The 26,154-nt window shown below is 33.3% G+C and carries 21 protein-coding genes and 1 tRNA gene; 12 read left to right on the top strand and 10 right to left on the bottom strand.

Annotated features, from left to right (window positions below; translation table 11 throughout):
* Position 1 precedes the first annotated feature (1 nt).
* A complete protein-coding gene (gene can / locus V6624_RS21945) occupies positions 2 to 637 on the top strand; it encodes a carbonate dehydratase (RefSeq protein WP_111288601.1) in 636 nt (211 codons plus the stop codon).
* Between the two features lie 42 nt (positions 638 to 679).
* Here the strand turns inward: can and V6624_RS21940 are convergent, their stop codons facing one another.
* Positions 680 to 1,882, bottom strand: coding sequence for an LETM1-related biofilm-associated protein (locus tag V6624_RS21940; protein WP_111288599.1), 1,203 nt, complete (start codon positions 1,880 to 1,882; stop codon positions 680 to 682).
* Positions 1,883 to 1,991: 109 nt separating this feature from the next.
* Complete coding sequence (locus V6624_RS21935; protein ID WP_111289248.1) at positions 1,992 to 2,519, bottom strand: superoxide dismutase family protein; 528 nt, start codon at positions 2,517 to 2,519, stop codon at positions 1,992 to 1,994.
* A gap of 214 nt (positions 2,520 to 2,733) precedes the next feature.
* Here V6624_RS21935 and V6624_RS21930 point away from each other — a divergent pair, with 214 nt between their 5' ends.
* The 4 genes from V6624_RS21930 (at position 2,734) to V6624_RS21915 (ending at position 5,212) form a co-directional block, all read left to right on the top strand.
* On the top strand, positions 2,734 to 3,168 hold the full coding sequence (locus V6624_RS21930) for an META domain-containing protein (protein WP_111288597.1): 435 nt from the start codon (positions 2,734 to 2,736) through the stop codon (positions 3,166 to 3,168).
* Between the two features lie 4 nt (positions 3,169 to 3,172).
* Positions 3,173 to 3,697: a DUF4251 domain-containing protein gene (locus V6624_RS21925; RefSeq protein ID WP_111288595.1), complete on the top strand. Its 525-nt coding sequence runs from the start codon at positions 3,173 to 3,175 to the stop codon at positions 3,695 to 3,697.
* A 36-nt stretch (positions 3,698 to 3,733) separates the two neighbouring features.
* Positions 3,734 to 4,642 carry a transporter gene (locus V6624_RS21920; protein WP_338840173.1) on the top strand — a complete coding sequence of 303 codons (909 nt, stop codon included), beginning with the start codon at positions 3,734 to 3,736 and terminating at the stop codon, positions 4,640 to 4,642.
* Positions 4,643 to 4,726: 84 nt separating this feature from the next.
* A complete protein-coding gene (locus V6624_RS21915; protein WP_111288591.1) occupies positions 4,727 to 5,212 on the top strand; it encodes a hypothetical protein in 486 nt (161 codons plus the stop codon).
* A 54-nt stretch (positions 5,213 to 5,266) separates the two neighbouring features.
* On the opposite strand, the gene V6624_RS21910 is transcribed toward V6624_RS21915, so the two are convergent.
* From V6624_RS21910 to V6624_RS21875, 8 genes are all read right to left on the bottom strand, one after another.
* Positions 5,267 to 6,283, bottom strand: coding sequence for a glycoside hydrolase family 18 protein (locus V6624_RS21910; RefSeq protein WP_239455699.1), 1,017 nt, complete (start codon positions 6,281 to 6,283; stop codon positions 5,267 to 5,269).
* Between the two features lie 309 nt (positions 6,284 to 6,592).
* Positions 6,593 to 8,383 (bottom strand): acyl-CoA dehydrogenase family protein, encoded by a 1,791-nt coding sequence (locus V6624_RS21905; RefSeq protein ID WP_111288587.1) that lies wholly within the window; start codon positions 8,381 to 8,383, stop codon positions 6,593 to 6,595.
* A 244-nt stretch (positions 8,384 to 8,627) separates the two neighbouring features.
* A complete protein-coding gene (locus tag V6624_RS21900) occupies positions 8,628 to 9,809 on the bottom strand; it encodes a thiolase family protein (protein ID WP_111288585.1) in 1,182 nt (393 codons plus the stop codon).
* Positions 9,810 to 9,866: 57 nt separating this feature from the next.
* Entirely contained in the window at positions 9,867 to 10,220 is a 354-nt protein-coding gene (locus V6624_RS21895) for a four helix bundle protein (protein ID WP_111288583.1), read from the bottom strand.
* 49 nt (positions 10,221 to 10,269) lie between these two features.
* On the bottom strand, positions 10,270 to 12,660 hold the full coding sequence (locus tag V6624_RS21890; RefSeq protein WP_111288581.1) for a 3-hydroxyacyl-CoA dehydrogenase/enoyl-CoA hydratase family protein: 2,391 nt from the start codon (positions 12,658 to 12,660) through the stop codon (positions 10,270 to 10,272).
* 36 nt (positions 12,661 to 12,696) lie between these two features.
* Positions 12,697 to 13,155, bottom strand: a complete 459-nt coding sequence (locus V6624_RS21885) for a MarR family winged helix-turn-helix transcriptional regulator (protein WP_111288579.1) — start codon at positions 13,153 to 13,155, stop codon at positions 12,697 to 12,699.
* Positions 13,156 to 13,376: 221 nt separating this feature from the next.
* Positions 13,377 to 14,414 (bottom strand): helix-turn-helix transcriptional regulator, encoded by a 1,038-nt coding sequence (locus V6624_RS21880; protein ID WP_111288577.1) that lies wholly within the window; start codon positions 14,412 to 14,414, stop codon positions 13,377 to 13,379.
* Positions 14,415 to 14,621: 207 nt separating this feature from the next.
* Positions 14,622 to 15,281 carry a hypothetical protein gene (locus V6624_RS21875; RefSeq protein ID WP_338840171.1) on the bottom strand — a complete coding sequence of 220 codons (660 nt, stop codon included), beginning with the start codon at positions 15,279 to 15,281 and terminating at the stop codon, positions 14,622 to 14,624.
* Between the two features lie 284 nt (positions 15,282 to 15,565).
* Between V6624_RS21875 and V6624_RS21870 the strand changes: the two genes are divergently transcribed.
* The 7 genes from V6624_RS21870 to V6624_RS21840 all read left to right on the top strand — a co-directional run bounded on the left by V6624_RS21870 (position 15,566) and on the right by V6624_RS21840 (position 25,038).
* Positions 15,566 to 15,683, top strand: a tRNA-OTHER gene (locus tag V6624_RS21870).
* A gap of 238 nt (positions 15,684 to 15,921) precedes the next feature.
* Complete coding sequence (locus V6624_RS21865; protein WP_111288573.1) at positions 15,922 to 18,162, top strand: hypothetical protein; 2,241 nt, start codon at positions 15,922 to 15,924, stop codon at positions 18,160 to 18,162.
* A gap of 253 nt (positions 18,163 to 18,415) precedes the next feature.
* Complete coding sequence (locus V6624_RS21860; protein ID WP_111288571.1) at positions 18,416 to 19,837, top strand: RtcB family protein; 1,422 nt, start codon at positions 18,416 to 18,418, stop codon at positions 19,835 to 19,837.
* A 470-nt stretch (positions 19,838 to 20,307) separates the two neighbouring features.
* A complete protein-coding gene (locus tag V6624_RS21855) occupies positions 20,308 to 21,105 on the top strand; it encodes a TatD family hydrolase (protein ID WP_338840169.1) in 798 nt (265 codons plus the stop codon).
* Positions 21,106 to 21,365: 260 nt separating this feature from the next.
* Positions 21,366 to 23,636, top strand: coding sequence for a hypothetical protein (locus V6624_RS21850; RefSeq protein WP_338840168.1), 2,271 nt, complete (start codon positions 21,366 to 21,368; stop codon positions 23,634 to 23,636).
* A 3-nt stretch (positions 23,637 to 23,639) separates the two neighbouring features.
* The gene (locus V6624_RS21845; protein ID WP_338840167.1) at positions 23,640 to 24,542 is read left to right on the top strand and encodes a hypothetical protein; all 903 of its coding nucleotides are present in this window, start codon (positions 23,640 to 23,642) and stop codon (positions 24,540 to 24,542) included.
* A 226-nt stretch (positions 24,543 to 24,768) separates the two neighbouring features.
* Positions 24,769 to 25,038 carry a hypothetical protein gene (locus V6624_RS21840; RefSeq protein WP_338840166.1) on the top strand — a complete coding sequence of 90 codons (270 nt, stop codon included), beginning with the start codon at positions 24,769 to 24,771 and terminating at the stop codon, positions 25,036 to 25,038.
* Positions 25,039 to 26,154 lie beyond the last annotated feature (1,116 nt).

Raw genomic sequence — 26,154 nt, 5'->3', positions numbered from 1 at the left:
AATGAGAAAATTTTATGAGCAGTTATTAGAAAATAATAAAAAGTGGGTTGAAACTTCATTAGCAAAAGACCCTAATTATTTTGCTGATTTGGCAAAAGGACAATCACCACCTTTATTATGGATTGGATGTTCTGATAGCCGTGTTCCTGCAAACGAAATTGTTGGTGCAAAACCAGGTGAAGTTTTTGTACATAGAAACATCGCTAATATGGTTGTTCACTCTGATATGAACATGCTAAGTGTACTGGATTATGCAGTAAATGTTTTGAAAATAAAGCATATCATTGTATGTGGACACTACGGTTGCGGAGGTGTAAAAGCAGCAATGGGGCATCAATCTGTTGGAATTATAGACAACTGGTTACGTCATATTAAAGATGAATACCGCCTTCACGATAAATATTTAAACTCAATTGAGAACGAAGAAGAACGTTTTAATGCTTTTGTAGAAATCAATACTAAAGAACAAGTTTACAACTTAGCGAAAACATCTATTGTACAGAATGCTTGGAAAAATGGTCAAGATTTAATGCTTCACGGATGGGTTTACGGATTAAATTCAGGTTTTGTAACCGACTTAGATGTAAATATTGCTTCGAATGATGAACTAGATGAAGTTTACCAATTGGATCTTTAATAGTTAGAAATAGAAATCGCCCTGTAAAAAGGGCGATTTTTTTTATTCGTTTTCGTCTAAATTCTCATTAAATGCTGAAGGAAGCATTGTTGGAATAAACTTAATTAATATAGGCAGTAATAAACTTCCTCCAGGAAGTAAAAATATGGTCAGCGACGGAATGGTTTTACAAATATCCAAAAGCTGTTTTTTTACTTTCTTTTTTTCTTTTGCATCCAAATCTCTTGTTGTAGAATAAGCAAGTAAAACCATCAATTCTTTACTTTGAACAATTTCCTTAATTAGCCTGTTTTTATTTCTTATGATTAATTTGACTACGCTGTGAGTCATTTGATCATAAAAATGTTTAACAGGATTAGAATAATTAAAATACGGAATCTTCTTTTTATGAGTTGTAATAAAAGTATTGGTTGTATCCATACTTTTGGTTACAAAATCGTCAGCAACTCCCATTGTTGAACCCAATGCATATAGGAAATACGATTCTTCATTTTCGACAATTCCGTCACTCCACAGCGCCATTCCGGCCATGTCGATTAAGTAATATTGTTCTAGTTTGTTTTTAAAATATTCAAGATTTAAAGTTTCTAAAGTGTCAACAGTTACTTTTGAAAATTTAGAATATCGAATAGAAGCTTCAAAAAGCTTGATTAATAAATCGTCATGCTGCGATTTTGAAGTTTTGGTTTTTAAAGCTAAACCTACAATCCCTAAAACAGTTTCTTCAATCCTTTTCAGGTACTTTTCAGGAATTTCGCCATGTTCTAAATATTGTCTAAAAGCTAAAACATCAATAAATAGCAATGCATTAGTTACTAAATGCGAAAAGTTTTTACTAATGATACTGTCATTGGTCTGAACTCTTTGATCTATAATATTTTCCAGAGAAAGGGCAGGAGTATCTTTAGGCAATAAAATTTTAAACAAATTAAACCCTTCTGGATTCATTTGTTTGTAGAACTTTAAAACTTCTGAAATAAAATTTTTAGGTTCCGAATTTCTTTTCTCTAAACAAAAAACATGGTATAGAGTATTTAGTAAAGCTACTTTAGAAATTTCGGTTTTAAACCAGCCTTTTATCGGAATTGGCATTTGAGAATCTATAGCAATAATATGACCATAAATAAATCCCGTTTCTCTTACTTTATAGTAAAACGAATCTACAGTTTCAAAGGGAATTGCCTCTGAAAACTTCTGTTCACTAAAAAACTTATCGATCCAGCCTGGTGCTGATGGGTTAATCATTGATTTAATTTTGCTGATGCAAAGCTATATCTTTTTCTTCTTTTAGAATTCATTTTAAATGAAATAACCACTAGATTTTGTTAAAAAATAGTGGTTATTATGATTTTTCTTATTTGATGATTCCTGCGCAGGCAACTCTTCCTCCTGCATTTCCTGTTGGCTGAGTTGTAAAGTCGTCTGTTCCAGCGTGTACAATTAGGCCTTTTCCTAAAACATCTTTATTGCTGTCTCCACATCCAATACACCATTCATCAGTTGTTAGAGTGATGGATCCGTTACCTTTTGCATCAGCAGTAAAGTTTCCGATATCTCCTTTGTGATATTCGCCAACTCCCCATTTTCCGTGTTTTTTGAAAGTTGGATTCCAGTGTCCTCCAGCTGAACTTCCGTCTGCAGAGCTACAATCTGCTTTTTCATGAATGTGAATTGCGTGAACTCCAGGTTCTAATCCAGTGATTTTTGCTGTAAAAGTTACTTTACCATTTTTCTCGACAAAAGTGGCAGTTCCAGCAACTTTACTATTGCTTTTAGGTTCTAATGCTACAGTCAAAGTTTTAGCATCATTTGATTTGTTATTTGTTTTACAACCAACGATTAAGGCTGTAATTATAGCGAAAGAAACGATTAGTTTTTTCATATCTACGGGCATTTTTAATTAAAGATTAAGTAAATTTAACATAAAATAACGGAATTGATTAACTCTAAAAGTTAAAAAAAAGTCAAACTATACGTTATAATTTAATTCTGATTGAGTTAAAAACGGAAAATATTGTTTAAATTCGTAGAGGTTTTTAACGAATACTTTCTGAAACCAATTTTATCTAATTCGCTCACATTTAATCTTTAATGTTATGATGAAAAAGATTTTTACCCTCATTTTTTTTAGTTTGCTTTTAATTTCTTGCAGTATTTTTAAGTGTAAAAAAACAGATTCTGTTTCGAAACTTGATGGAACTTGGGAATTGAATTATATCACGGGGCCGCGAATTACTTTTGATGGATTATATCCAAATAAAAAACCTACAATTGTTTTTAATAGTAAAGAAAACCAAGTGTCTGGAAACAACAGCTGTAATTCGTATACAGGAAAACTGAATGTGACTGGAAACAAAATCGATTTTACACAGCCTATGGCAGTAACTAAAATGATGTGTTTAGATGGTCAGGGCGAACAGACTTATATGAGTACGCTACAGAAAATTACATCTTATGATATTACTGATGATGGAAAAACATTGAATTTTATTTCAGGAGATATTGCAATGATGCGTTTTACTAAAAAATGATAGTATGAAAACCACAATATCAGTTTTGTTGATTTTTTTAAGTGTTTTTAGTTTTTCAGCTTTGGCACAAGAAAAATCAAAAAAAGAACTTAAAGCAGAAAGAGAATTACAGAAACAGAATGAAATTAAGGCACTTATAGCTTCTCAAAATTTTATTTTTGAAGCGCAAAAAGTGACTCCTCAAGGAGGAAGATTAATCCAGCTGGATTACAATACTTATTTTTTAAATTTTAATACCGATCATACAACTTGTGATCTTCCTTTTTTTGGGCGCGGCTATAATATAGGATACAGCACTGATGGCGGAATAAAATTTGAAGGTAAGCCAGAGAATGTCAAAATTGAAAATAAATCGAAAAACATTAATGTCAAAGCAACTGTAAGAGGTCAAAATGATGTTTATGATTTAATGTTTAGAATATTTTACAACGGTACAGCAACATTGTCTGTTAATAGCAATAATAGAGCCCCAATTAGTTACGATGGAGTAATAAATCCTCCTAAATCAACGGAGAAAAATGTAGAATAATTCATTACTAAACTTGTCACAAATTCACTTGAATATATGGTAGGAAAGTTTTTTTGGTTATTTAAGTGTCTGATTTTATTTTTCTCTTTTGGTACGTTGACGATTTACGGTCAGGATTTGGAACCTAGAGCTTATGCGAATGTTCCAAAAAATTTGAATGTAATTGCCGCAGGTTATGTTTTTATGAATGGAAATGTACTCACAGATCCTTCTCTACCCATAAAAGATTTTACACTTCAAAGCCACAATATGGCTGTAAATTATATAAAAACTTTTGGGTTGGCAGATAAGCTGGCTCGTATACAAGTAGGACTACCTTTTACTTTTATGGATGGATCTGCTGTAATCAGCGATCAGATGGTTACTGGCTCAAGAACTGGTTTTGCAGATATGAAAGTCCGTTTTGGAATTAATTTGCTAGGTTCTCCTGCACTTGATAGATCTGAATTCAGAAGCTTTGAGCAAAAGACAATTCTTGGAGTCAGTTTGGTTACTTCAATCCCAACAGGAAGATATTATGGTGATAAACAAGTAAACATTGGAACAAACCGCTGGGCTTTTAAGCCCGAAATAGGTGTGTCGAAACGGTTTGCCCATGTTTATGCCGAAGCCTATGGCGGGGTGTGGTTTTATACGGATAATAATGATTATCTAGGAAAAAAATTAGAGCAAAAACCAACCTATAGCCTTCAAGCTCATGCAAGTTATTATTTTAAAAACCAAATGTGGGTTGGTTTTAATACGACTTGGTTTTTTGGAGGAAAAACTATTATTGACGGAGTTGCTGATGATAGTCAAATTGATAACTGGCGTGTTGGAGGTACATTCTCAACTCCAATTGCAAAAGGTCAGTCCGTTAGGTTTCAATATCATGTTGGAGCTTATACCAACAACGGATTGAATTATTATGCTCTATCAGCAGTTTATCAATATTCATTTTTTTAAAACTTGTTTTTGTGATTTAAAGTGTTAAAAATCAGTATATTTGAGTATGCATATATTTTTAAAAACAAATTTAAAATTAAAACTATGAAAAAATTAAGTCTTATTCTTATCATGGCGGTAGCCTCATTTTCATCTTATGCGCAGTCCTCTTACAAAGAAGATTTAGAAGTAGTACAAAGTGTTTATGGAAAATCTAAAGCTGAGCTGGTAAAACAGTACATGAATTTATCTGATGCACAAGCAACAGCCTTTACTAAAATTTACGATAATTATGAAACGTCGCGAAAAGCTTTAGGGCAGACAAAGTTTCAATTGATAAATGATTATGCTGCGAATTACGAAACTTTAACTGATGCTAAAGCGGATGAATTGGCCAAAGCAACTTTAAAAAATCACATTGATTATGAAAAACTTTACTCCAAAACATATAATCAGGCGAAAAAAGCTATTGGCGCAATAAATGCGGCAAAATTTATCCAGCTTGAAGTTTATCTTCAAACCATAATTAGAAGCGAAATTTTAGAAGCGATTCCGTTTATTGGAGAATTGGATAAGAATAAGGTGCAATAATCTTATACGATATATAAAAGAAAAAGGGAATCAAATTGTGATTCCCTTTTTTTATTATTTTGCGGTTTTAACTTTGTAAATTTCATTTACCATTCCATCACGGAAACTATCTAAAGTAAGTTCCCAGAACATTATCCCGCCTAATTTTTTGGCTTTTACATATTCTGCTTTTGCTTTAATAGATTTTAAATCATCCGAAGTTGCAAAAGTTTTAGTTTGTGCATTGTACCAGTATGGAGCTTTTGCTTTATCATCCCAAAAATATTTCCAGCCGTTAGCCTCAGTATAAGTTGTTGCAAAGTTTTTGAAGTTTACACCTTCAATATGCTCTCCAGCTTGATACAATCCGTTATTGATGTTTTCTACATTTTTCCATGTTCTAGAATAAAATGCACCCCCAATAATTAATTTTTCAGCAGGAACGCCTTGTTTCAATAAATACTCAACAGCTCTATTAGTTGATTCTTCATTTGCATTTGTGCTGTATAATGGAGTATGATGACCTGTAACTTTAGAATATCCGTTTACTAAATCATAACTCATAATATTAATGCGATTTACTAATGGAGTTATCGCTTTCCAGTCGATTGATTCGTCCAAGTACTTTTGGAATCCTCCAGCAGCAAAACTTAACTCGTATTTTTTGCCTAATGTAGAACGTAATATTTTTACTAATTCAGTGAAGTTTGGTTTGTCAGCGGCTTGATACAAATGTCCAGGAAGTCCTTCAATTGCTGGATATTCCCAGTCTAAATCTAATCCGTCAACTTTATAAGAATCGCTTATTTCTTTTACTGATTTTGCAAATTTCAAACGCCCTTCAGCAGTTGAAAAAGCATTAGAACAAGGTTCGCAGCCTCCCCATCCTCCAAGAGACAAAATAATTTTCAGCTGAGGATTTTTCGCTTTAAGCGAAACTAAATGTTTAATTGTAATTGAATCTTTAGCAGAATCGACAGTTAGCTTACCGTCTTTTAAATGACAAAAACTAAAAATGATTTGGTTTAATTTGCCAACTTCATATTTGTCAATAAGTTCTGAGTCGCCAGTATAATAGGCGATTATGTCCATTTTTTTATTTTTTTGTGCAAAGGTAGTCGTGATACCAAAACACAATAAAAATGATGTGATTAGAGTAATTTGTTTCATTATTTTGTTTTTAGCGTTTTTTAGAATGATAAATATACTGCAATACATTTGATATATAACTATCCTAAACGTCTCTGAAAGTCAATTTTAACGAATATTTTGCAAATAGTTGCAAAAATATTGCGCCTTGTAAGTAATGTCTTTCGAAGTAGATATTTGGAAAAAATAAGCCCGCGCAGTTTCGGACTTGCGCGGGCTTAAACAAATTAAAAGCTAAAAACTATTTTTATATTAGAAGCAGTATGCATTTTCTGCAACTAATTTTTCTGCAATTTTTTCTCTTAGTGCCACAACATTTGGCAGGTTAGTATATTTTGTAAAACGTTTTAATCCCATTAACATCATACGTTGTTCGTCTCCTTCAGAGAATGAAGCAATTCCTTCTTTTCCTCTTAAGTTTACAATATCTACAGCTTTGTACAAGTATAATTTTGCCATCGCGATTTGCTCTTGCACTTTATCTTCTCCTTGAGTTTTTGCTAATTTCTCAGTTCTAAGAATAGTACTTTCGGCCATGTAAATTTCGATTAAGATATCAGCAGCAGCCATTAATAATTGTTGGTGAGAATCTAAATCTGGACCATATTTTTGAACAGCGCTTCCAGCAACCATTAAGAAAACTTTTTTCAAGTTAGCAACGATTACTTTCTCTTCAGAAAATAATTCTGAGAAATCTGGAGTATCAAAAGATGGAATTCCCATTAATTCTTCTTGAACTTTCATTGCTGGTCCAAGTAAATCAACGTGTCCTTTCATTGCTTTTTTGATCAACATACCTACAGAAAGCATTCTGTTGATTTCGTTTGTTCCTTCGTAGATACGAGCGATACGAGCATCTCTCCAAGCACTTTCCATCGGAGTATCTTCAGAGAATCCCATTCCACCAAAAACCTGAATACCTTCGTCAGAACAGTTTTGAACGTCTTCAGAAACTGCTACTTTCAAGATTGAACACTCGATAGCATATTCTTCAACACCTTTCAATTCAGCTTCCTGATGACTTGTTCCTTCTGCTTCACGGGCAGCAATTCTGTCTTCAATATCTTTTGCAGCACGGTAAGAAGCACTTTCTCCAGCGTAAGCGCTAGTCGCCATTTCAGCTAATTTAGAACGGATAGCTCCAAAAGATGAAATAGAAGTATTGAACTGAATTCTTTCGTTAGCATATTTTACAGCTCCAGAAGTAACTCTTCTTTGAGCATCTAAACAAGCAGCAGCCAATTTAATACGCCCAACGTTTAACGCGTTCATTGCGATTTTGAAACCGTTTCCTCTTTCAGATAACATGTTTTCAACCGGAACTTTTGTATCGTTGAAGAAAACCTGACGAGTAGAAGAAGCACGGATTCCTAATTTATGCTCTTCTTCATTCATAGAAATTCCGTTAGACGGATCGTTTTCTACGATGAAACCTGTAATATTTTTATCATCTCCAATACGAGCAAAAACGATGAAAACGCTGCAGAAACCTGCATTCGAAATCCACATTTTTTGTCCTGTGATCGAGTAGTATTTTCCGTCTTCAGACAAAACAGCTTTTGTTTTTCCTGAGTTAGCATCAGATCCTGCACCTGGTTCAGTTAAGCAATAAGCTCCAAACCATTCTCCAGTAGCTAATTTCGGAACGTATTTTTTCTTTTGTTCTTCTGTACCATAAAGGGTAATTGGCATAGTTCCAATTCCTGTATGAGCACCAAAAGCAGTTGAGAAAGATCCAGTTGCTCCAGAAATGTAGTCACAAACTAACATTGTAGAAACGAATCCCATTCCTAATCCGCCATATTCTTCAGGAACTGCAACTCCAAGAAGTCCAAGTTCACCAGCTTTACGCATAGATGATTCTGTATAAGCGTAATCTTTCTTTTCAAAACGATCTTTATGCGCCCATAATTCTTTGTCAACGAACTCTTTTACAGAGTCACGCATCATTAACTGCTCTTCTGAGAAATCTTCTGGAGTAAAGATATCTTCACATTTTGTTTCTTTAACTAGGAATTGACCTCCTCTTGTTTTGTCGCTCATGACTTTTTGTTTTTTAGATTGATAGATGAAAGAAGCAAGATTTTAATCTAATTTGATTATGAAATCTGCGGTCATCTTTTGAAATTCAATTATTTTGTTTTTTAATTTTTCTGTTTTATGAGGAAAGAAAAAATCAAAATAGATAGCAAGTTTTTTTATTACTATTTAAAATGATTTCTTCTAAAAATATCTATTTCATCCCAAATGAAAAGTTTTTATTCTTGCTTCTTTCCTCTAAAAAAATCTATAATACCTCGTAAATTCCTGCACTTCCTTGTCCTGTACCTACGCACATAGAAACAATTCCATATTTATTACCTCTGCGTTTCATTTCGTCAAATAACTGAACAGAAAGTTTAGCTCCTGTACATCCCAGAGGGTGTCCTAATGAAATTGCACCACCGTTTACGTTTACGATTTCTGGGTTAATATTTAATTCACGAGTAACTGCTAAAGCTTGTGAAGCAAAAGCCTCGTTTAATTCAATTAGCTCAATATCGTTCAATGTTAATCCAGCTTGTTTCAAAGCTTTCGGAATTGCTTTCACAGGACCAATTCCCATAATTCTTGGCTCAACACCAGAAGAAGCAAAGTTTACCAAACGTGCAATTGGCTCAAGATTTAATTCTTTAACCATGTCCTCACTCATGATTAAAACAAAAGCAGCACCGTCACTCATTTGAGAAGAGTTCCCCGCAGTTACGCTTCCGTCAGCAGCGAAAACTGGTCTTAAACCCGCTAAAGCTTCTTTAGAAGTTCCTGCTCTTGGACCTTCGTCTTTATTTACAACGTATGATTTTGTTTCTTTTTTGCCATTTTCATTGATGAAAGTCTGCTCAACAGTAATTGGAACGATTTGTTTGTCAAATTTTCCTTCTGCCTGCGCTTTCAAAGCTTTCATATGAGAGTTGTAAGCAAACTCATCTTGATCTTCTCTAGAGATGTTATATTGGTTAGCCACCGCTTCAGCAGTTAACCCCATTCCCCAATAGTAATCTTCGTGACCTGCAGCGGCAACTTTATAATCCGGAGTTGGTTTGTAACCTCCCATCGGGATATAACTCATGCTTTCTGCACCACCGGCAATAATACAATCTGCCATTCCTGATTGGATTTTAGCAGTTGCCATTCCGATAGTTTCTAATCCAGATGCGCAATAACGGTTTACTGTAACTCCAGGTACGTCTTCTACTTTTAATCCCATTAAAGAAATTAAACGTCCAACGTTAAGACCTTGTTCTGCTTCTGGCATGGCATTTCCTACCATAACGTCGTCGATACGTTTTTTATCAAAATTAGGCAGTTCGTCCATCATAAACTGAATGGTTTCTGCAGCTAATTCATCAGGTCTTTTAAATCTAAAAACACCTTTTGGAGCTTTTCCAACTGCTGTTCTATATGCTTTTACTATATATGCTGTTTTCATAAATGATTGTATTAAGATTGGTGTATTAAGTATTAAGACTGCCAATCGATATAGTTATTATTTTTTTAGAGATCTTTGAAGCGCAAAATTCATGTTGCTGACTTCTACTAATTCATTTATTATAGTTGATATTTTTTCTTCAGCTATTAATTTCAAACGTTTTGAAATCATTAATTGAGTAATTAATTCATAAGTTGAACCATTTGCAATTCCTAAAAAATGAGCAAACTCATTATTAGAATTTCTACCAGAACCTTCAGCTATATTTGAAGGAATAGATACTGCACATCTTTTTATTTGACTTATTAAGTTAAATTTCTCATCTGAGGGTAATTCTGAGCAAACTTTGTATACATTTTCGATAATATCCATGGCTTTTTGCCAGATTTTCAACTTTTCAAATTGATGCATAATTCTTTTTAATCTTAATACTTAATACTCAAATCTTAATACTCAAATACTAATTTCTAAGTGGTTTTCCTTTAGTTAACATATATTGAATTCTCTCTAAAGTTTTTCTCTCTGTACAAAGAGATAAGAAAGCTTCACGTTCTATATCTAATAAATATTGTTCAGATACTAAAGTTGCTTCAGATAAATCACCACCAGCCATTACATAAGCCAGTTTGTTAGCGATTTTCTTATCGTGCTCAGAAATGTACTTTCCAGCTTCCATTTGGTCTGTCCCAACTAAGAACATACCTAAAGCTTGTTTTCCTAATACTTTAACATCAGTTCTTCTGATAGGTTGTGTATAACCAGCTTCAGCCATTAACAAAGCATGTTTTTTAGCTTCAGCAATCTGACGATCTTTGTTTACTACGATAACATCTTTTCCATGCTGCAAAAGTCCAGTATCAAAAGCTTCATAACCAGAAGTTGATACTTTTGCCATTGCGATTGTTAAGAAATACTCTTGAAGAACGTTTAATTCCACGTCATTTTTGCGGAATAAATCTGAAGCTCTCAAAGCCATTTCTTTAGATCCACCGCCGCCAGGAAGTACACCAACTCCAAATTCAACTAATCCCATGTACGTTTCCGCAGCAGCAACCACTTTATCAGCGTGCAAACTCATTTCGCAACCACCGCCAAAAGTCATTCCGTGAGGCGCAACTACAACTGGAATAGAAGAGTAACGAACACGCATCATTGTGTCTTGGAACAATTTAATTGCCATGTTCAATTCGTCGTATTCCTGCTCAACTGCCATCATGAAAATCATTCCGATATTAGCTCCAACAGAGAAATTCGCTGCTTGATTACCAATAACTAAACCTTGATATTCTTTTTCAGATAAGTCGATTGCTTTATTAATAGCAGCAAGTACATCGCCGCCAATTGTATTCATTTTAGATTGGAATTCTAAGTTTAAGATTCCGTCTCCTAAATCCTGAATGATTGCTCCACTGTTGCTCCAAACTTTTTTGCTTTCGCGAATGTTGTTCAGAATAATAAATGAATCTTGTCCAGGAACTTTAACTTGTGATTTTGTTGGAATGTTATAGAAATAAGTTGCTCCTTCTTTTACAGAATAGAAACTATCACTTCCAGAAGCCAACATTTCAGTAACCCATGCAGCTGGTTCTAAACCTTCTGCTTTCATGATTTCAATTCCTTTGGCAACACCAATTGCATCCCAGATTTCGAATGGACCATTTTCCCATCCAAAACCAGCTTTCATGGCGTCGTCAATTTTGTATAATTCGTCTGAGATTTCAGGAACTCTGTTTGACACATACGCAAACATTCCAGCGAAACTCTTACGGTAGAATTCTCCCGCTTTGTCTGTTCCTTTAACTAAAACTTTAAAACGATTGATTGGTTTATCGATAGTTTTTGTTAGTTCAAGAGTAGCAAAATTTGCTTTTTTAGCAGCACGGTATTCTAATGTATCTAAGTCTAAAGAAAGAATATCTTTATCTACTTTTTTATAAAAACCTTGTCCAGTTTTGCTTCCTAACCAATTATTTTCCATCATTTTGTTGATGAAATCAGGAAGTTTAAACAATTCGTGTTGTTCGTCGTTCGGGCAGTTTTCGTAAATACCGTTGGCAACGTGTACCAAAGTATCCAATCCAACAACGTCAACTGTACGGAAAGTAGCTGATTTTGGACGACCAATAACCGGTCCAGTCAATTTATCAACTTCTTCAATCGTTAATCCCATTTCTTTTACCAAGTGGAATAAACTTTGGATTCCGTAAATACCAATTCTGTTTCCAATAAACGCAGGAGTATCTTTAGCAACAACCGAAGTTTTTCCTAAGAATTTAGATCCGTATTCGTTTAAGAAATCCAATACTTCAGTTGAAGTTTTTGGACCAGGAATAATTTCAAATAATTTTAAGTAACGCGCAGGGTTAAAAAAGTGAGTTCCGCAGAAGTGCTGTTGGAAATCTTCGCTTCTTCCTTCACTCATAAAGTGAATTGGAATACCAGAAGTATTAGAAGTAACCAAAGTTCCTGGTTTACGGAATTTCTCGATTTGTTCAAAAACTAATTTCTTAATATCTAAACGCTCTACAACAACCTCGATAATCCAGTCAACATTAGCAATTTTTGCCATATCATCTGTTGTATTTCCAGTCGTGATTCTGTTTGCGAATTTCTGACTGTAAATAGGAGATGGTTTTGATTTTAATGAATTCGCCAAATGTTCGTTTACCACACGGTTGCGAACGGCTTTACTTTCAAGTGTTAATCCTTTTTTAGCTTCAGCTTCGGTCAGTTCACGCGGTACAATGTCCAGAAGTAAAACTTCGACACCAATGTTAGCAAAATGACAAGCTATACCTGAACCCATAATTCCGGATCCAATTACAGCAACTTTTTTAATTGTGCGTTTCATAATTTGTTACTATTTGTTTGTAGGAGGAAAAGAATGTTATTCTTTTTCTGTGTTTTCTGTTTGATTAAATATGTTTTTATCGTGAATCAGTTCATTGATGATTTCAGAAACTTCTATAAAATGATTCAGCTTTTCTTCCGAAACATGTTTTCTAACGGTTTCATTAAACTTTAGAACTGTATTTTTAGATAAATCTCTTTTTTCTTTTCCAAAATCGGTCAGGTAGATCAAAACGCCTCGGCCGTCGCTTGGATTTTTCTTGCGAACAATTAAACCTTTTTCTTCCATAGATTTAAGTGTTCTTGTTAAGCTGGTTGCTTCCATGCCCATTCTCGGACCTAAAGCGGTTGATGGAGTTCCTTCTTCCTTGTCCATACTTAAAAGAGCAAATCCTGTCGCCATTGTTGCGTCATATTTAGCAGCTTCTTCATTATACATTCTTGAAACAGCCTGCCATGTCGCTCTCAAAATATAATCTATCGTTTTGTCTTTCATAGGTAACTATATCGATTTCAAATATAATTAAAAAATACTATGCATGCATATAATTTTTTAATAAATTTTTGGTTAGTTAAAAAATATCCCTGATTTAGAGGGTTTTGGTGGTTTATTTAAAGTGAAATATACTATTCTTTTTTTAGATTTTAACATTTTTAATGCGGTAAAAATCTCTTTTTAATTTTTAAAACGCATTTAATTCTGTATTCTGTAAAAAATTATGCATTTAATTCAGTTGGCTTTTCAGAATCGTAGCGCGAAATGGCATCTTTCAGCATCTTTTTCATACGATTTCGTAGACCTTCGGGCCTTAAAATTTCAATACAGCTTCCAAAACCTAATAAAAGCCTTTCCATTTCATAATTCGGAATAACGAACAAATGCACAATAATACTTCCATCTTCATTTTCCTTAATTATCCGCTGAGACTCATGCAAAGGTTTTGTGATTATGTAAGGCGCATTCGAAGCATCGACCCATATTTCAATTCTTCTTGCGTTCAATCCTGAATTAACCGTAACACCAATTACATCTTTATAAAAATTATCAGCATCAAAATCTTCTTCTAGATAGGGAAGATTAAAATCGTAATCAATAGAAATGATTCTGTCCAAAGCCAAATTAGTAATCGGCTGAGAGGCTTTTTTCTTTCCGATCAAAAACCAACGGTTATTGAATTCTTTTAATATAAAAGGATGAAAATGGAATTTCGTTTCTTCAGCAGATTTAAAAGATTTATAAGTAATAATGAGAACCATTTTCTTAATTATTGCTTGATAGATTTCGTCCAAATAATGCAGTCCTTTTAGTTTTTCATTTTTATCCAAATAAATGACAGGTTTGGTATGCGATTTTTCGGCGTAGATTTTATCCTCCAATCGCTGTAAAATATCCGAAACATCATTAAATAAAGAGAAATCTTTAAACTGTTTTAGCATTGAGACCGTTTCGGTCAAAACATTCATGTCGGTTTCCGTCAGCGGAATATCGGTTATCGAAAAATTTTCGTCTTCATATTTATAATACTTTTTATCGTAAACCACGATTGGAGCGTTATATCCCAGTTTTTCACTTCGCATCAGCTGAATATCCATCTGAATGGTTCGCTTGCTGATTGGGTTCTGCCGTCCTTCGTATTCGAATAAAGCTTCAGAACAGCATTCGATTAAATCTTCGAGTGTCCATTGCCTATATTTGTTCTGCAGACATTTATCGATGGTTTTGTATCTAATTAGGGCGTTTTTGTTTTGTGACATTTTTGTGTTGTTTTGCCACAAAGGCGCGAAGGTGCAAAGTTTTTTAATTCAATGATTATTAAGATTTGTTTCACGCAGATTAAAAATGATTTAGGCAGATTCAGCAGATTATTTTAAAAATAAAATCTTTTTAGATCTGCTCAAATCTGTAAAATCTGCGTGAAACAAAAAAACTTTGCGACTTCGCGACTTTGCGAGATTCAATTTTTAGCTTAATAACTTTATTTCTTTCTCAATATTAGCCCGAGCTTTTCCCTCATATAAATTCCTAAATTCCTCGGTCTGAAAAATAAACTCATTTTCCAGAAAATGCTTCAAAGCTTTGGCACGTCCGGGTTTGTATAGAAAATCAGGATAAATGCGGTATTCTTTTCTAATCTGTTCGAAATAGATTTTATAATCGTCCCAATCTTTAGCGAGGATTTTCAAATCAAAATCGATTAACCAATTAATATCTTCAATAGAATTATGTTGATGTTGCTGTGTAGCGCAGATCACATCAAAAACTAATTGACGATCAAATTCCGCAAACCCGACAGTCCCGAAGCCTCGGGATAAAAACCTGTCGGGTTTAATATCGGTAAAAATAGACATAGCATATTCGGCACTTTTGAGTTCGTTATCTTTTTTGGAAGCCGAATACACAAAATCATGATAAAAAATAGAAAATAATATTTCGTCAGGATTTTGAAGTTTGTCTTTATAAATTTCAAAACTGTCAATCATTTCTTTTAAATGCGTGAGATTGTGATAATGCCTTGATTTTTTGGAATATGCCTTTTCTAAATCTTTCCAGTTTTGCTGAATTTCCTTAACTGAAAAACCAATATTCAAAAGTAAATCAGAATAAATTTCTTTTAAATTCATCTTGTTTTTTACTCAAATTTAAAATTCTTTTTTTACTGCGCAAAATAATTGCGTAGTAGTTTTGAAATCTTTGCTCAGGAAATAAAACAAATAGTATTTCTAAAAAATGAAATAAAAATTTTACTACGCAAGATAACTGCGTACTAGTTTAGAAATCTTTGTTCAGGAAATAAAAACAAACGTTCATAGAAATAAAAAAAGAATAAAACAGGTCAAGTTTGAGTTACTTCGAAACACTTTCCACGTACACACTTACACCATTACCTTTTTATTCAATTATAAAGGAAGCAGTAGCTCAGCGGTTAGAGCAGGTAGTTTTGAAATTATCCATCAAAGGTCAATCAAAACTTACTTCGTACACTTTTAATGTCCGGGTCGTGGGTTCGAATCCCATCTGCTTCACAATTAATGGTCAATTAAAACTTACTTCAGACAATTGGTAACTTTCGGTTCGAGTCCGAACAAGTTTTAAAATTATCATTAATAAATGAGGGTCAAGATTAACTTACTTCTCGGGGAAACCCGCCAGATAAACTCAGTTAATCAATTATCGTCAAATTTCAGGTCAAGTGTTTCTTACTTCAAAATCTTTTGGGTAGAACTAGAAGCACAATTATCTAAATTTTAAAAATTAAAAAAAATGAAAACAAAAGAATTATTAAAAATCAGTTTACGTCAAAATGCTATTTTCATTCCGTCAGAAATGATTACGAATGACGTTAAAAATTTATCAGGAACAACTTCAGTTTTGTTAGCCAATGTTTCAAAACTTGGATTTACATTTTCTGAGTCATTGCTTCACGCTTTAAACAATGTGAGCCCGAATTATAAAATCGAGGTTTTAGAAGTTTTGAGAGAAGTTTTAGGAACAGATAAAAACTGGACACCATTGGTAAAAGAATGGAATATTCCAACGGGAGAATCTGTTGTAGATCATATTTTAACCTATTTCTGGAATGTTTTAGGTGTGAAAAACGGAACAACTTTACAGTGCGGACATATTATCCCAGATAATACTTTTCCATTAGAAAGATACAATGGTTGTCCGTTCTGCGGAACTCCGTTTGAATTTGGAAAACTGGAAAATATCGGACAAGGAAGCAAATTAAAAATGCTTGAATTGTGGACAGAAAAAGATTTAAATGATTTCTACATATCGTTATTGCAATCTAAAACCGCTTTAGACGCTACTCAGGTGGATAGTTTAAAAATGGCGATGAAGTATTTGCTTTTGCCAAAAACAGAAGTGGCGATGAAGGAAACTTTAATGCTGGTGATTGATCTTTTGATCGAAAATGGTAAAGAAGATGAAGCGTCTCAGTTTTTGAAAACGCCAACAGATATCTTACGATACTTGTGGTATAAAAACACAGGAATGCTTCAAATTATTGAGCCAAAAACGATTATCAAAAGAACATCAAAAAATGCACAGCACTTTTATAATGTTTTAGATACAAGCGTTCAGGCAAGAATTGCGTCTCAAAAAGATTTGAAACTAAAATATTCCCGAAAAGAATGTTTAATGGTGGCAAACTGGCTGAATAATATTGATATGGACGTTGAGAAGATGTGCGAAATCATGCATCCAAAAAGAGGAATGTGGGTTCGTTTTATCCGCGCACTTCGTTTGGCAGAATACAGTAAAAGAAAAGGGTTTGAGAAATTGAATTTTTTAATGGATGTATTCTACAACCAAGTGTACGATGTTTGGCAAAGCAAAGTAGATTCGTCAAGATTGAAATTTGATGCCAATAAAACGTTTGCTTTATTGAAACAGCGTCCAGGTTTATTTGCACGTTCGTTATTCTCTAACATGCTATGGTTTGGAGCGGAGGAAACTATTGCTCATTTTGAAGAAATCATCGATAAAGTTCCGGCTAGATTGGTGTTTACTTTAAACATGTATGCTCAAAATTATTTTGATAAAAACATGCAGAGAAGTGTGAAACCTTTGGGTGGAACAAACAAACGAATCGAAGCAAACGCTTTATTGAAGTTGTACGAAGATTTTCAGTTGGAAGCAATGAAAAATCAAATCGAAGAATTGTGTCTTTTGGCTATGAAAAAACGATTTGCAAAAATGGCGAACACCAACAAAACAATCTATATCGATCCGCAATTGTTTAATATTCCGGTTTCTATAGGAGATCGAAGCGAAACGGTTCAGGATTTACCAGTTGCTTTAATGGGAACACGTTTCCCGGTTGAAGGAAACGAAGTACGATTGTTTATGCAATGGGGGAAAGATTTGCCAGCACAGCATTTAGATATGGATTTGAGCTGTCATATCGCTTATGAAGATAAAGCCGATATTTGTTCTTTCAGCCGATTGACTACAACGGGTTGTCAGCATAGTGGTGATATCCGAAGCATTCCAAATAAAATTGGAACAGCCGAATATATCAACATCAACATCGACGAATTGGCGAAAGCCAAAGCAAAATTTGTAACTTTTACTTGCAACGCCTACAGCAACGGAAGTATTACGCCAAATTTGGTTGTTGGTTGGATGAACAGCAAATATCCGATGAAAATTTCGGAGAGAACAGGTGTAGCTTACGATTCGTCGTGTGTAGATCATCAGGTTCGTGTGACGCAGAATGTTGCCAAAGGTTTGGTTTTTGGAGTGTTGGATGTAACCAAAAGAGAAATCGTTTGGTTAGAGATGACTTTCGGAGGTCAGGTTGTAGGCGGATTGGATTTCAAAGGCGTTCAGGCGTTGTTATCAAAACTAAACAGCAAATTGAATATTGGTAGTTTGTTACAGCTTAAAGCGGAAGCACAAGGTTTAACAATCACCGAAAATGAAATTGCCGATGAGGTTTATACAGCGCAATGGGCCATGAATCCAACGGTTGTTACGCAATTATTAATTGATTAGGTGCAAAGGTTCATAGATGCAAAGGTTTTTGTAGAGGCGCACTGCTGTGCGTCTCCGCAAAGATTAATGTTTCACGCTGATTTAAAATGATTTTGGCAGATTAGCGCAGATTATTCATAAAAAAAATCTTTTTTAGATCTGCTTAAATCTGCAAAATCTGCGTGAAATAAAACCTACGCAAAATAACTGCGCAGTAGTATAAAACCTTTGCACCTATAAACCTCTGGACCTTTGTCCCTTTAAAAACAAAAAAATGAAAACACAAATAAACGGTACAGATATATTAGAATTAGGATTCCCAGAAGGAAAAATAATTGGGATTGCCTTAAAAATAAACAGCAAAAGAAACGGATTCACCAGAGACGAAATGATTACAAATTTCAAAAACGTCTTAGAAACTCCTGAAAACTATATAGACGATAAAATCTTCAGCAAATTGGCTGTTGCTTTAATCGAAAAATCGAATGAAAAACCAGAAGATTTCATCGCTTTAAATCAGAATCCAAATGCGTATTCCGCTTACGGATTAGATCATATCGAAGACGGAGCCAGAAAACAAATGGAAGTTGCCATGAAATTGCCTGTTACGGTTGCCGGAGCTTTAATGCCAGACGCGCACCAAGGTTACGGATTACCAATTGGCGGAGTTTTAGCCACAAAAAATGCCATTATTCCGTATGGCGTTGGAGTTGATATTGGGTGTAGAATGGCATTGTCGGTTTATGATATTCCTGAAGCTTTTTACTTTGAAAACGAAGCCAAATTCAAAAGAGAATTAATTGCGAATTCTATTTTTGGAGCAGGTCACGGATTTCATGGTCAGTACAAATCAGACCATGCGGTTTTGGAGAACGAAACGTTCAATATGAATCCGTTTGTGAAGAATTTGAAAGATAAAGCCTGGTCACAATTAGGATCTTCAGGTGGTGGAAATCATTTTGTGGAATTCGGAATCATGGAATTTGCGCAAGACGATGCCGTTTTGAATATCCCAAAAGGAAAATACGTCGCTTTGTTAACACATTCGGGTTCACGCGGAATGGGCGCAACCATTGCGGGACATTATACTAAAATTGCCAAAGACGAATGTAAACTTCCAGAAGTGGCAAAAAACTTAGCGTATTTAGATATGAATTCGCAATTAGGACAAGAATACTGGCTGGCCATGAATTTGGCGGGAGATTACGCTTCGGCTTGTCATGAGATTATCCATAACAAAATGGAACGTGCTTTGGGTGCGACGATTTTAGCCAAAGTCGAAAATCACCATAATTTTGCCTGGAAAGAAATCTGGAACGGAGAAGAGGTGATCGTACATAGAAAAGGAGCAACCCCAGCCGGAAAAGACGTTATGGGAATCATTCCGGGAAGTATGACCGCACCGGGATTTTTGGTGAGAGGAAAAGGAGAGGAGAACGCCATTAATTCGGCTTCGCATGGAGCAGGAAGACAAATGAGCAGAACTCAAGCCATAAAAAACATCACTCAAACCGAAATGAAATCGATCCTGAAAGATCATGGCGTTACGCTTATCGGAGCAGGTCTAGACGAAGCCCCAATGGCGTATAAAGATATCAATCAGGTAATGGAAGCACAACAGGATTTGGTTGATGTGGTTGCCAAATTTACACCGAAATTAGTGAGAATGGCAGATGATGGAAGCCGTGAGGATTGATTTTTAGTGTTCAGTCGCAGTCACAGTTTTCAGTGTAGAGGAGTGTTTTTAGTGATCAGTCGCAGTTTTCAGTGTAGAGGCGCACTGCAGTGCGTCTAACACCCAGTTTGTCATCCTGAGGGACGAAGGATCACACAAGAAACTCTACAAAGATTGGCGATTCTCTTTGAGGAATATTGGATGTGATCCTTCGTTCCTCAGGATGACAAACTTTGTAGTTAAAGATTTTTTCACGCAGATTTTGCGGATTTTAACAGATTAAATTAGATTTTTTTAGAATAATCTGTGAGCATCTGCTTAAATCTGTTTAAAATCTGCGTGAAATAAAAAACTTTGCGGCTCAGCGACTTTACGAGATTAAAAACAAAAAACTTAACGTCTTAGCGCCGTAGTGGCAAAAAAAATAATTACCAGACCAAAAAATAAAAAAACTTTGTGTCTTAGTGCCTTCGTGGCAAAAAACAAAAAAAATGAATTATATAGACATAGGAATTAACCTAACCAACAAACAATTCCAAAACGACATAGACGATGTCGTACAAGACGCGCTCGATGCCGATGTATCGCAAATGATACTAACAGGCACCAGTGTACGAAACAGCGAAGAATCTGCGAAGATTGCGAGGCAATATCCAGGCGTGTTGTACGCTACAGCGGGAATACATCCGCATGATGCGAAGAGTTTTGATGCGCAGAGTATTTCGAAACTGCGAAACTTATTAGAGCAGAAACAAGTCGTTTCGGTTGGCGAATGCGGACTCGATTTTGATCGTGACTTTTCGCCTCGAAACAAACAGGAAGAATGTTACAAAGCCCAATTAGAATTGGCGATTGAAGTACAGAAACCTTTGTTTTTGCACGAAAGAAGCGCTTTTAATTCTTTTATGAATATTACCAAAGACTATTTACCGCAATTGCCAAAAGCCGTTGTACATTGTTTTACGGGAACTTTGCAAGAAGCCAAAACCTATCTCGATAACGGATTTTATCTGGGTTTTACGGGAGCGATTTCAGATGCCAAACGTTTCAGCCATTTAAAAGAAGTCATTCAGTACGTACCGCTCGACCGAATGATGATTGAAACCGATGCGCCGTTTATGCTTCCTAAAAATGTCCCGAACAGCCTTTTGAAGAAATACCACGAACGTCGTTGCGAACCTGCTTTTCTGCCGTATGTGGCCGGAACAATTGCACAGTTTAAAGGAATTACTTTAGCTAAAGTAGCGGAAGAAACGACTAGGAATTCTAAAAGCTTTTTTGGGATTTAGGTTTTAATTATAAAGATTATTTGTTGGCTTTTAAATCAGGGGTTTGTACTTGGTTTGAAGGCTTTTTGTTTGTATATATTTGATTGTGATTATTTCTTGTGTTTATGGGAAACCGTAAAATATCTTACGAAATTTTCTGCATTTTTGATTACAGATTTTTTATAGAAAGGTTACAGTTTTTAATCAAGAAAAACTGGATCAAAAGAACAGGCAAAAGATGAATTGCATTTGTTTTTATGTGAATGATAAAATAGATTAATATGAGTTTTAAGTTACTAGCGATTAGACCGCTTAAAGATTGCAATGATAAATTTCTTAAAAATTTAGAAGAGAATCAAATCTATCAGTTTTACAATGATTATGAATTTAAAGATGGAAAAGGGAATGGGATTATTGACTACCAGCCAATAATTGATGTAAAAGTAGTAGAAGACAGGAGAAAAAGTTTGCCAGAAAGTTTTTACGGAGAAAATATTAATGTTTGTGCAATTGTAGGAAAAAATGGGAGTGGTAAAAGTGCTTTGATAGAATTGCTTATAGCAACTATTATTAAAGTTTCTTTAATAGTAAATGAAAATTTTATAGTTCCTGAAGAATTATACTCTCAGGGAAATGAAATTTTTGATAAAATAAAATTTGATGAAAATATTGATAGATACAAAAAAAGCCTGCAAAATGATTTGAAAGATTTAAAGGTTGAAATTTATTATCAACATGATTCTGAATTTGCTGTTTCTAATAAATCAAATAAAGTGGTTACATACAATAAGGGGCGAGGTATCAAAATTAGATGTATACAATTAGAAAATGAAATCATAACAATTAAAGATCAAATAGGAGGGAAAGTTGAATATTTTTTATTGAATGATTTAGATCATGCCAATCCTCATAGTCAAAATATTGCACAGGAGTTATACTATTTTTTAGGTGATTTGTTTTATTCAATGGTTATTAACTATTCTCATTACGGATTTAATACTAATGAAATAGGTGAATGGATTAAAGGTGTTTTTCATAAAAATGACGGTTATCAATTACCCGTTGTGATAAATCCATATAGAGATAAAGGAAATATTAATATTAATAGTGAAAAAGATCTCGCTAAATCACGATTTCTTGTAAATATCTTACAGGAAGAAAACTTAAGGGAAATTCAAAAAAATAAAAAAATCACTCATATTTCCATAATGTTAGATTCTACTAAATTTAAATGGGAAAAAGATAGTTTCAGAGACTCTAGGATTGCAAATACAGATGAAGAAAAGAAAAATATTTTAAGAATTATTTTTGATACGTTTAATGGTGAATATGATTTATATGATGATGATTATATATACTTAAATGAGGAAAACCATTTTTTTAATTTTGCACTTGACTATTTATTGGTTAAGTTATATAAGATAACTAATTATCCTATTTATCGTAATTATCGTGATTGCTTTGAGCAAGTAGTAATTGATACAAGTGAAAAAAAACTAACCAAATTTAGAATTCTGGTTAATGAATTATTTTTGGATTATTTAGATTCCTTATTTGTGAATTTTAGTCATATAACAGATAAGTTTAGACAAGCTTTGTTTTTCTTGCAATATACCTATTTTGATTTATCAGATATTGAAGAAGATAGTAAAGCAAAAATTTTAGAAATTGGTACACTTTCTAATTGGATTAAAAACTCTTATTTAAGATCATTAAAAGTTCGAATTGAAAAATTTTACTCTGAAGATGAGAAGTTTATTCGGGAAAGTTTAAAAAGAGAATATGAAATCGGAAAGTTTAAACTGTTTCATTCTTTACCCTCATTTTTTAAAGTAGAGTATTATTTTGAAGATAAGATAAGTAATAATGACTTTTCAAGTTTTAGTTCTGGAGAAAAGCAGAAAATTTTTAGTATCCATTCTGTAATATATCATTTAAGAAATCTTGTCTCTATAAGAGAAAACAATCCAGTAGGAGAAAAAAACAGTTTAAAAAAATTAATTGCGTATAAAAATATTAATATAATTTTTGATGAAATTGAATTATATGCACACCCAGATTTTCAAAGAGCTTTTGTAAGAGATTTATTGAATTCTTTTAATGCAATGGATATAAAAGATTACTCCCTAAATATAATTTTTATAACTCATTCGCCTTTTATTTTATCTGATATTCCAAGGCAAAATGTACTTTTTTTAGATAACGGAAAAATTACAAATTCATTTGTAAGATCTAATACATTTGGAGCAAACATAACTGATTTGTTTACAGATAATTTCTTTTTAGGAAATTATGAAGATAATAAATTTTTAATGGGCAATTTTGCTAAAGACACAATTGATAAAATTATAAAGTGGCTTAACGACGAGAAAAGAGATTTAAGCAAAAAGAATGATTTTAAAAAGATTATTGAAATAGTAGATGAAACTTTAATAAGAAGTAAACTTTTAGAAATGTATTATAATATATTCCCAGATGAGTTTGATAAAATTAAAGCAATAGAAGAATTAAGAAGAATGGCTAATGATTTAGGTATTGAATTAAAAGAATAAGGCATGTTAACACTCAAACCAACTATAGAAGCATTAGATTTCCATAGACAAAAAGTAGATGAAATTTTTACAAATGTGATTAAAAAAGAATATATAAAGAGAGAGGGTAAACAATTAAAAATAAACAAAAGTTTTATTTCTTTTTTATCAAAATATAAAGATGAATTGATTAGTGCTTTACCAGTTCGTCTTTTAGAGATTCAGAAAGAATATGACAAAAAGCTATTTTCAAATCACGAAAAGAAAGTTATTAGTAGTTTTTTTAAAGAGACTGGATATAAAAATTTTCAAAAAAATAATGGTAAAACTTTTTTGAATTTATTGAAAACAGATACTTGTATTTATTGTAATAGAAACTATACATTAGATTTTGATAAAACAACTCATGCGCGTGCTGAGTTAGATCACTGGTTTCCAAAAGATAAATTCCCTATTTTGGCATTAAGTTTTTACAATCTAATTCCTAGCTGTCATTTATGTAATCATATGAAAGGAAGTCCGGATTATGATTGGTATACAGCCTTGGATAAAATGAATCATCCATATCAATTGGCAGATGAGAGTTTTAGATTTAGTTACTTACTAAATAGTTTAAATTCTTTTCAAATCATAACCAAAACTAAACTAAAATCAAAAACTGAAGAAACTTTAGTTTTTAATATGACCAATGAAATTTATAATGTGCATGGAGATAAAGAATTAAATGACTTGCTTAACCTTCGTTACAAATATTCTAAAAATTATTTAGATATATTATTGAACAAAACTTTTAATGACTTGCCAATATCTAAAGAAGAAACTTATCGGATGATCTTCGGAATAGAAATTAAGGAAGAAGATCATCATAAAAGACCATTTAGTAAATTTAAACATGATATAATACAAGAGCTAATAGGTAAGATATAGATATTTAAGCCTATGTATTTTAGGTAGGTTTTTTCTTTCTTTTTAGAAATAAAATAATATATTTGCTTTGCTAAAATACCTAGGATATCATCCTAAAAACTTTTATAAGTTAACATAAGCGATTCCCTCGCCATGATGTACCTGCGGAAACAATGGTAAATCTATCCTAATTGGGTATTTTAGCACATCTAAAGCGAGGGTTTCGTGTGTCTAATAATTTTCGATTATGCTAAAAGAAAATCAAAAACCAACACATCGTGATGTAGTGCCATCCGTAATTAATTTCCTTTCAGACGAATTGTTTGAGGGAGATTACAAAGAACAGCCCATATATTTGCAGGAAATCTTCGAGCTTTTAATGCATACAGAGTTTGGCGACGATATCAATTTAAGGCAAAAAATACTGAGCTGTTTAAGAACCAGCCGAAATCTGGCAGAAACGTTATCGCCATTTTCAGAGAAGCAGATTCAGAAAGCTTGTGTCAGCAATAGATAAATTATTCCAATCAAAACAAAAACCTCGCAAATATCAATTTGCAGGTTTTTGTTATAAAAAATATAGTTTCGGTATATTTTGTTAAATATCTGCAAAATATAGTATATTTGTACCTGTAATTAAAAAACAGAAAAATACATATGACACTTTCAATAGCAAAATATTTTGACCACTTAGCGGGAGAACTTCCAGCTGAAGTATCAGGATGCCATATGTATTTTTATGAAATAGAAATTTAAAATTTAGAGTCAAACTCATCATAAAATAGAAAAGCGTCCTCATTTCGGGGACGCTTTTTTGTTTTAAAGCCACTTCGAATTTGCTCAGTGTGACAAAAAAGATGTTTAGAATGATAGAAAAACAAACCATAACTAAAAAAAACTAAAAAAATAATTGACCAAAATGTTTAATGATTAATAAAAATAGAAAGATATAGTCTTGGAAAGTAATCTGATGAGTAACAGTCATTTGATACAAAATTGAGATCTGCACCAGTTTGCGGACAGGAATTTCTTTGTCTTTATTTTTGGTTTAACTGGTTGATAATCAGAAAATTATTCTTAAAAAATATTTGGAAATATGATTTTTTCCATCATATCTTTGCCAAACAAAATTGAAACACAGCGTTTCATAAAACAACAACAACAACAACAATTTTAAAAATAAATAAAATGAGTTTTAAATTATACATAAATAACCTAGGATTAGTAGCCGCGACTTCGGATCGTGAATGCTTTTTCATGTCGGTGCATCAATATAGGCAATAGGATAGTTATATCGTATTTGTTATGAAGCACCTTTAATCGGGTGCTTTTTTTGTGAATTGATTTGCCACAAAGGCACAAAGTCGCAAAGATTTTGAGAAGATATAAAAAAGAAAAACTTTGTGTCTTCGTGTCTTAGCGGCAGAAAAAAAAGTTTAATAATAAAAATTTAAGGATGAATCAAGAAATAGGATTTTCGTCTGGTCTTCATACCGGTCAAACAGATACAGTGGAGTTAAGTGAATCTTCATTTGCCTCGATTAAAAGAGCAGATTTAGAACTCATTAGCCTATGGAATGAAAAGGTAAATTTTCGGGAAACCATATATATCATTTAGAGATATTTCTCTAGT

The sequence above is a fragment of the Flavobacterium ginsenosidimutans genome, from assembly GCF_037478105.1.
In the GTDB taxonomy this organism is placed as follows: Bacteria; Bacteroidota; Bacteroidia; order Flavobacteriales; family Flavobacteriaceae; genus Flavobacterium; species Flavobacterium ginsenosidimutans.
This window is presented reverse-complemented; position numbering and strand designations above follow the sequence as displayed.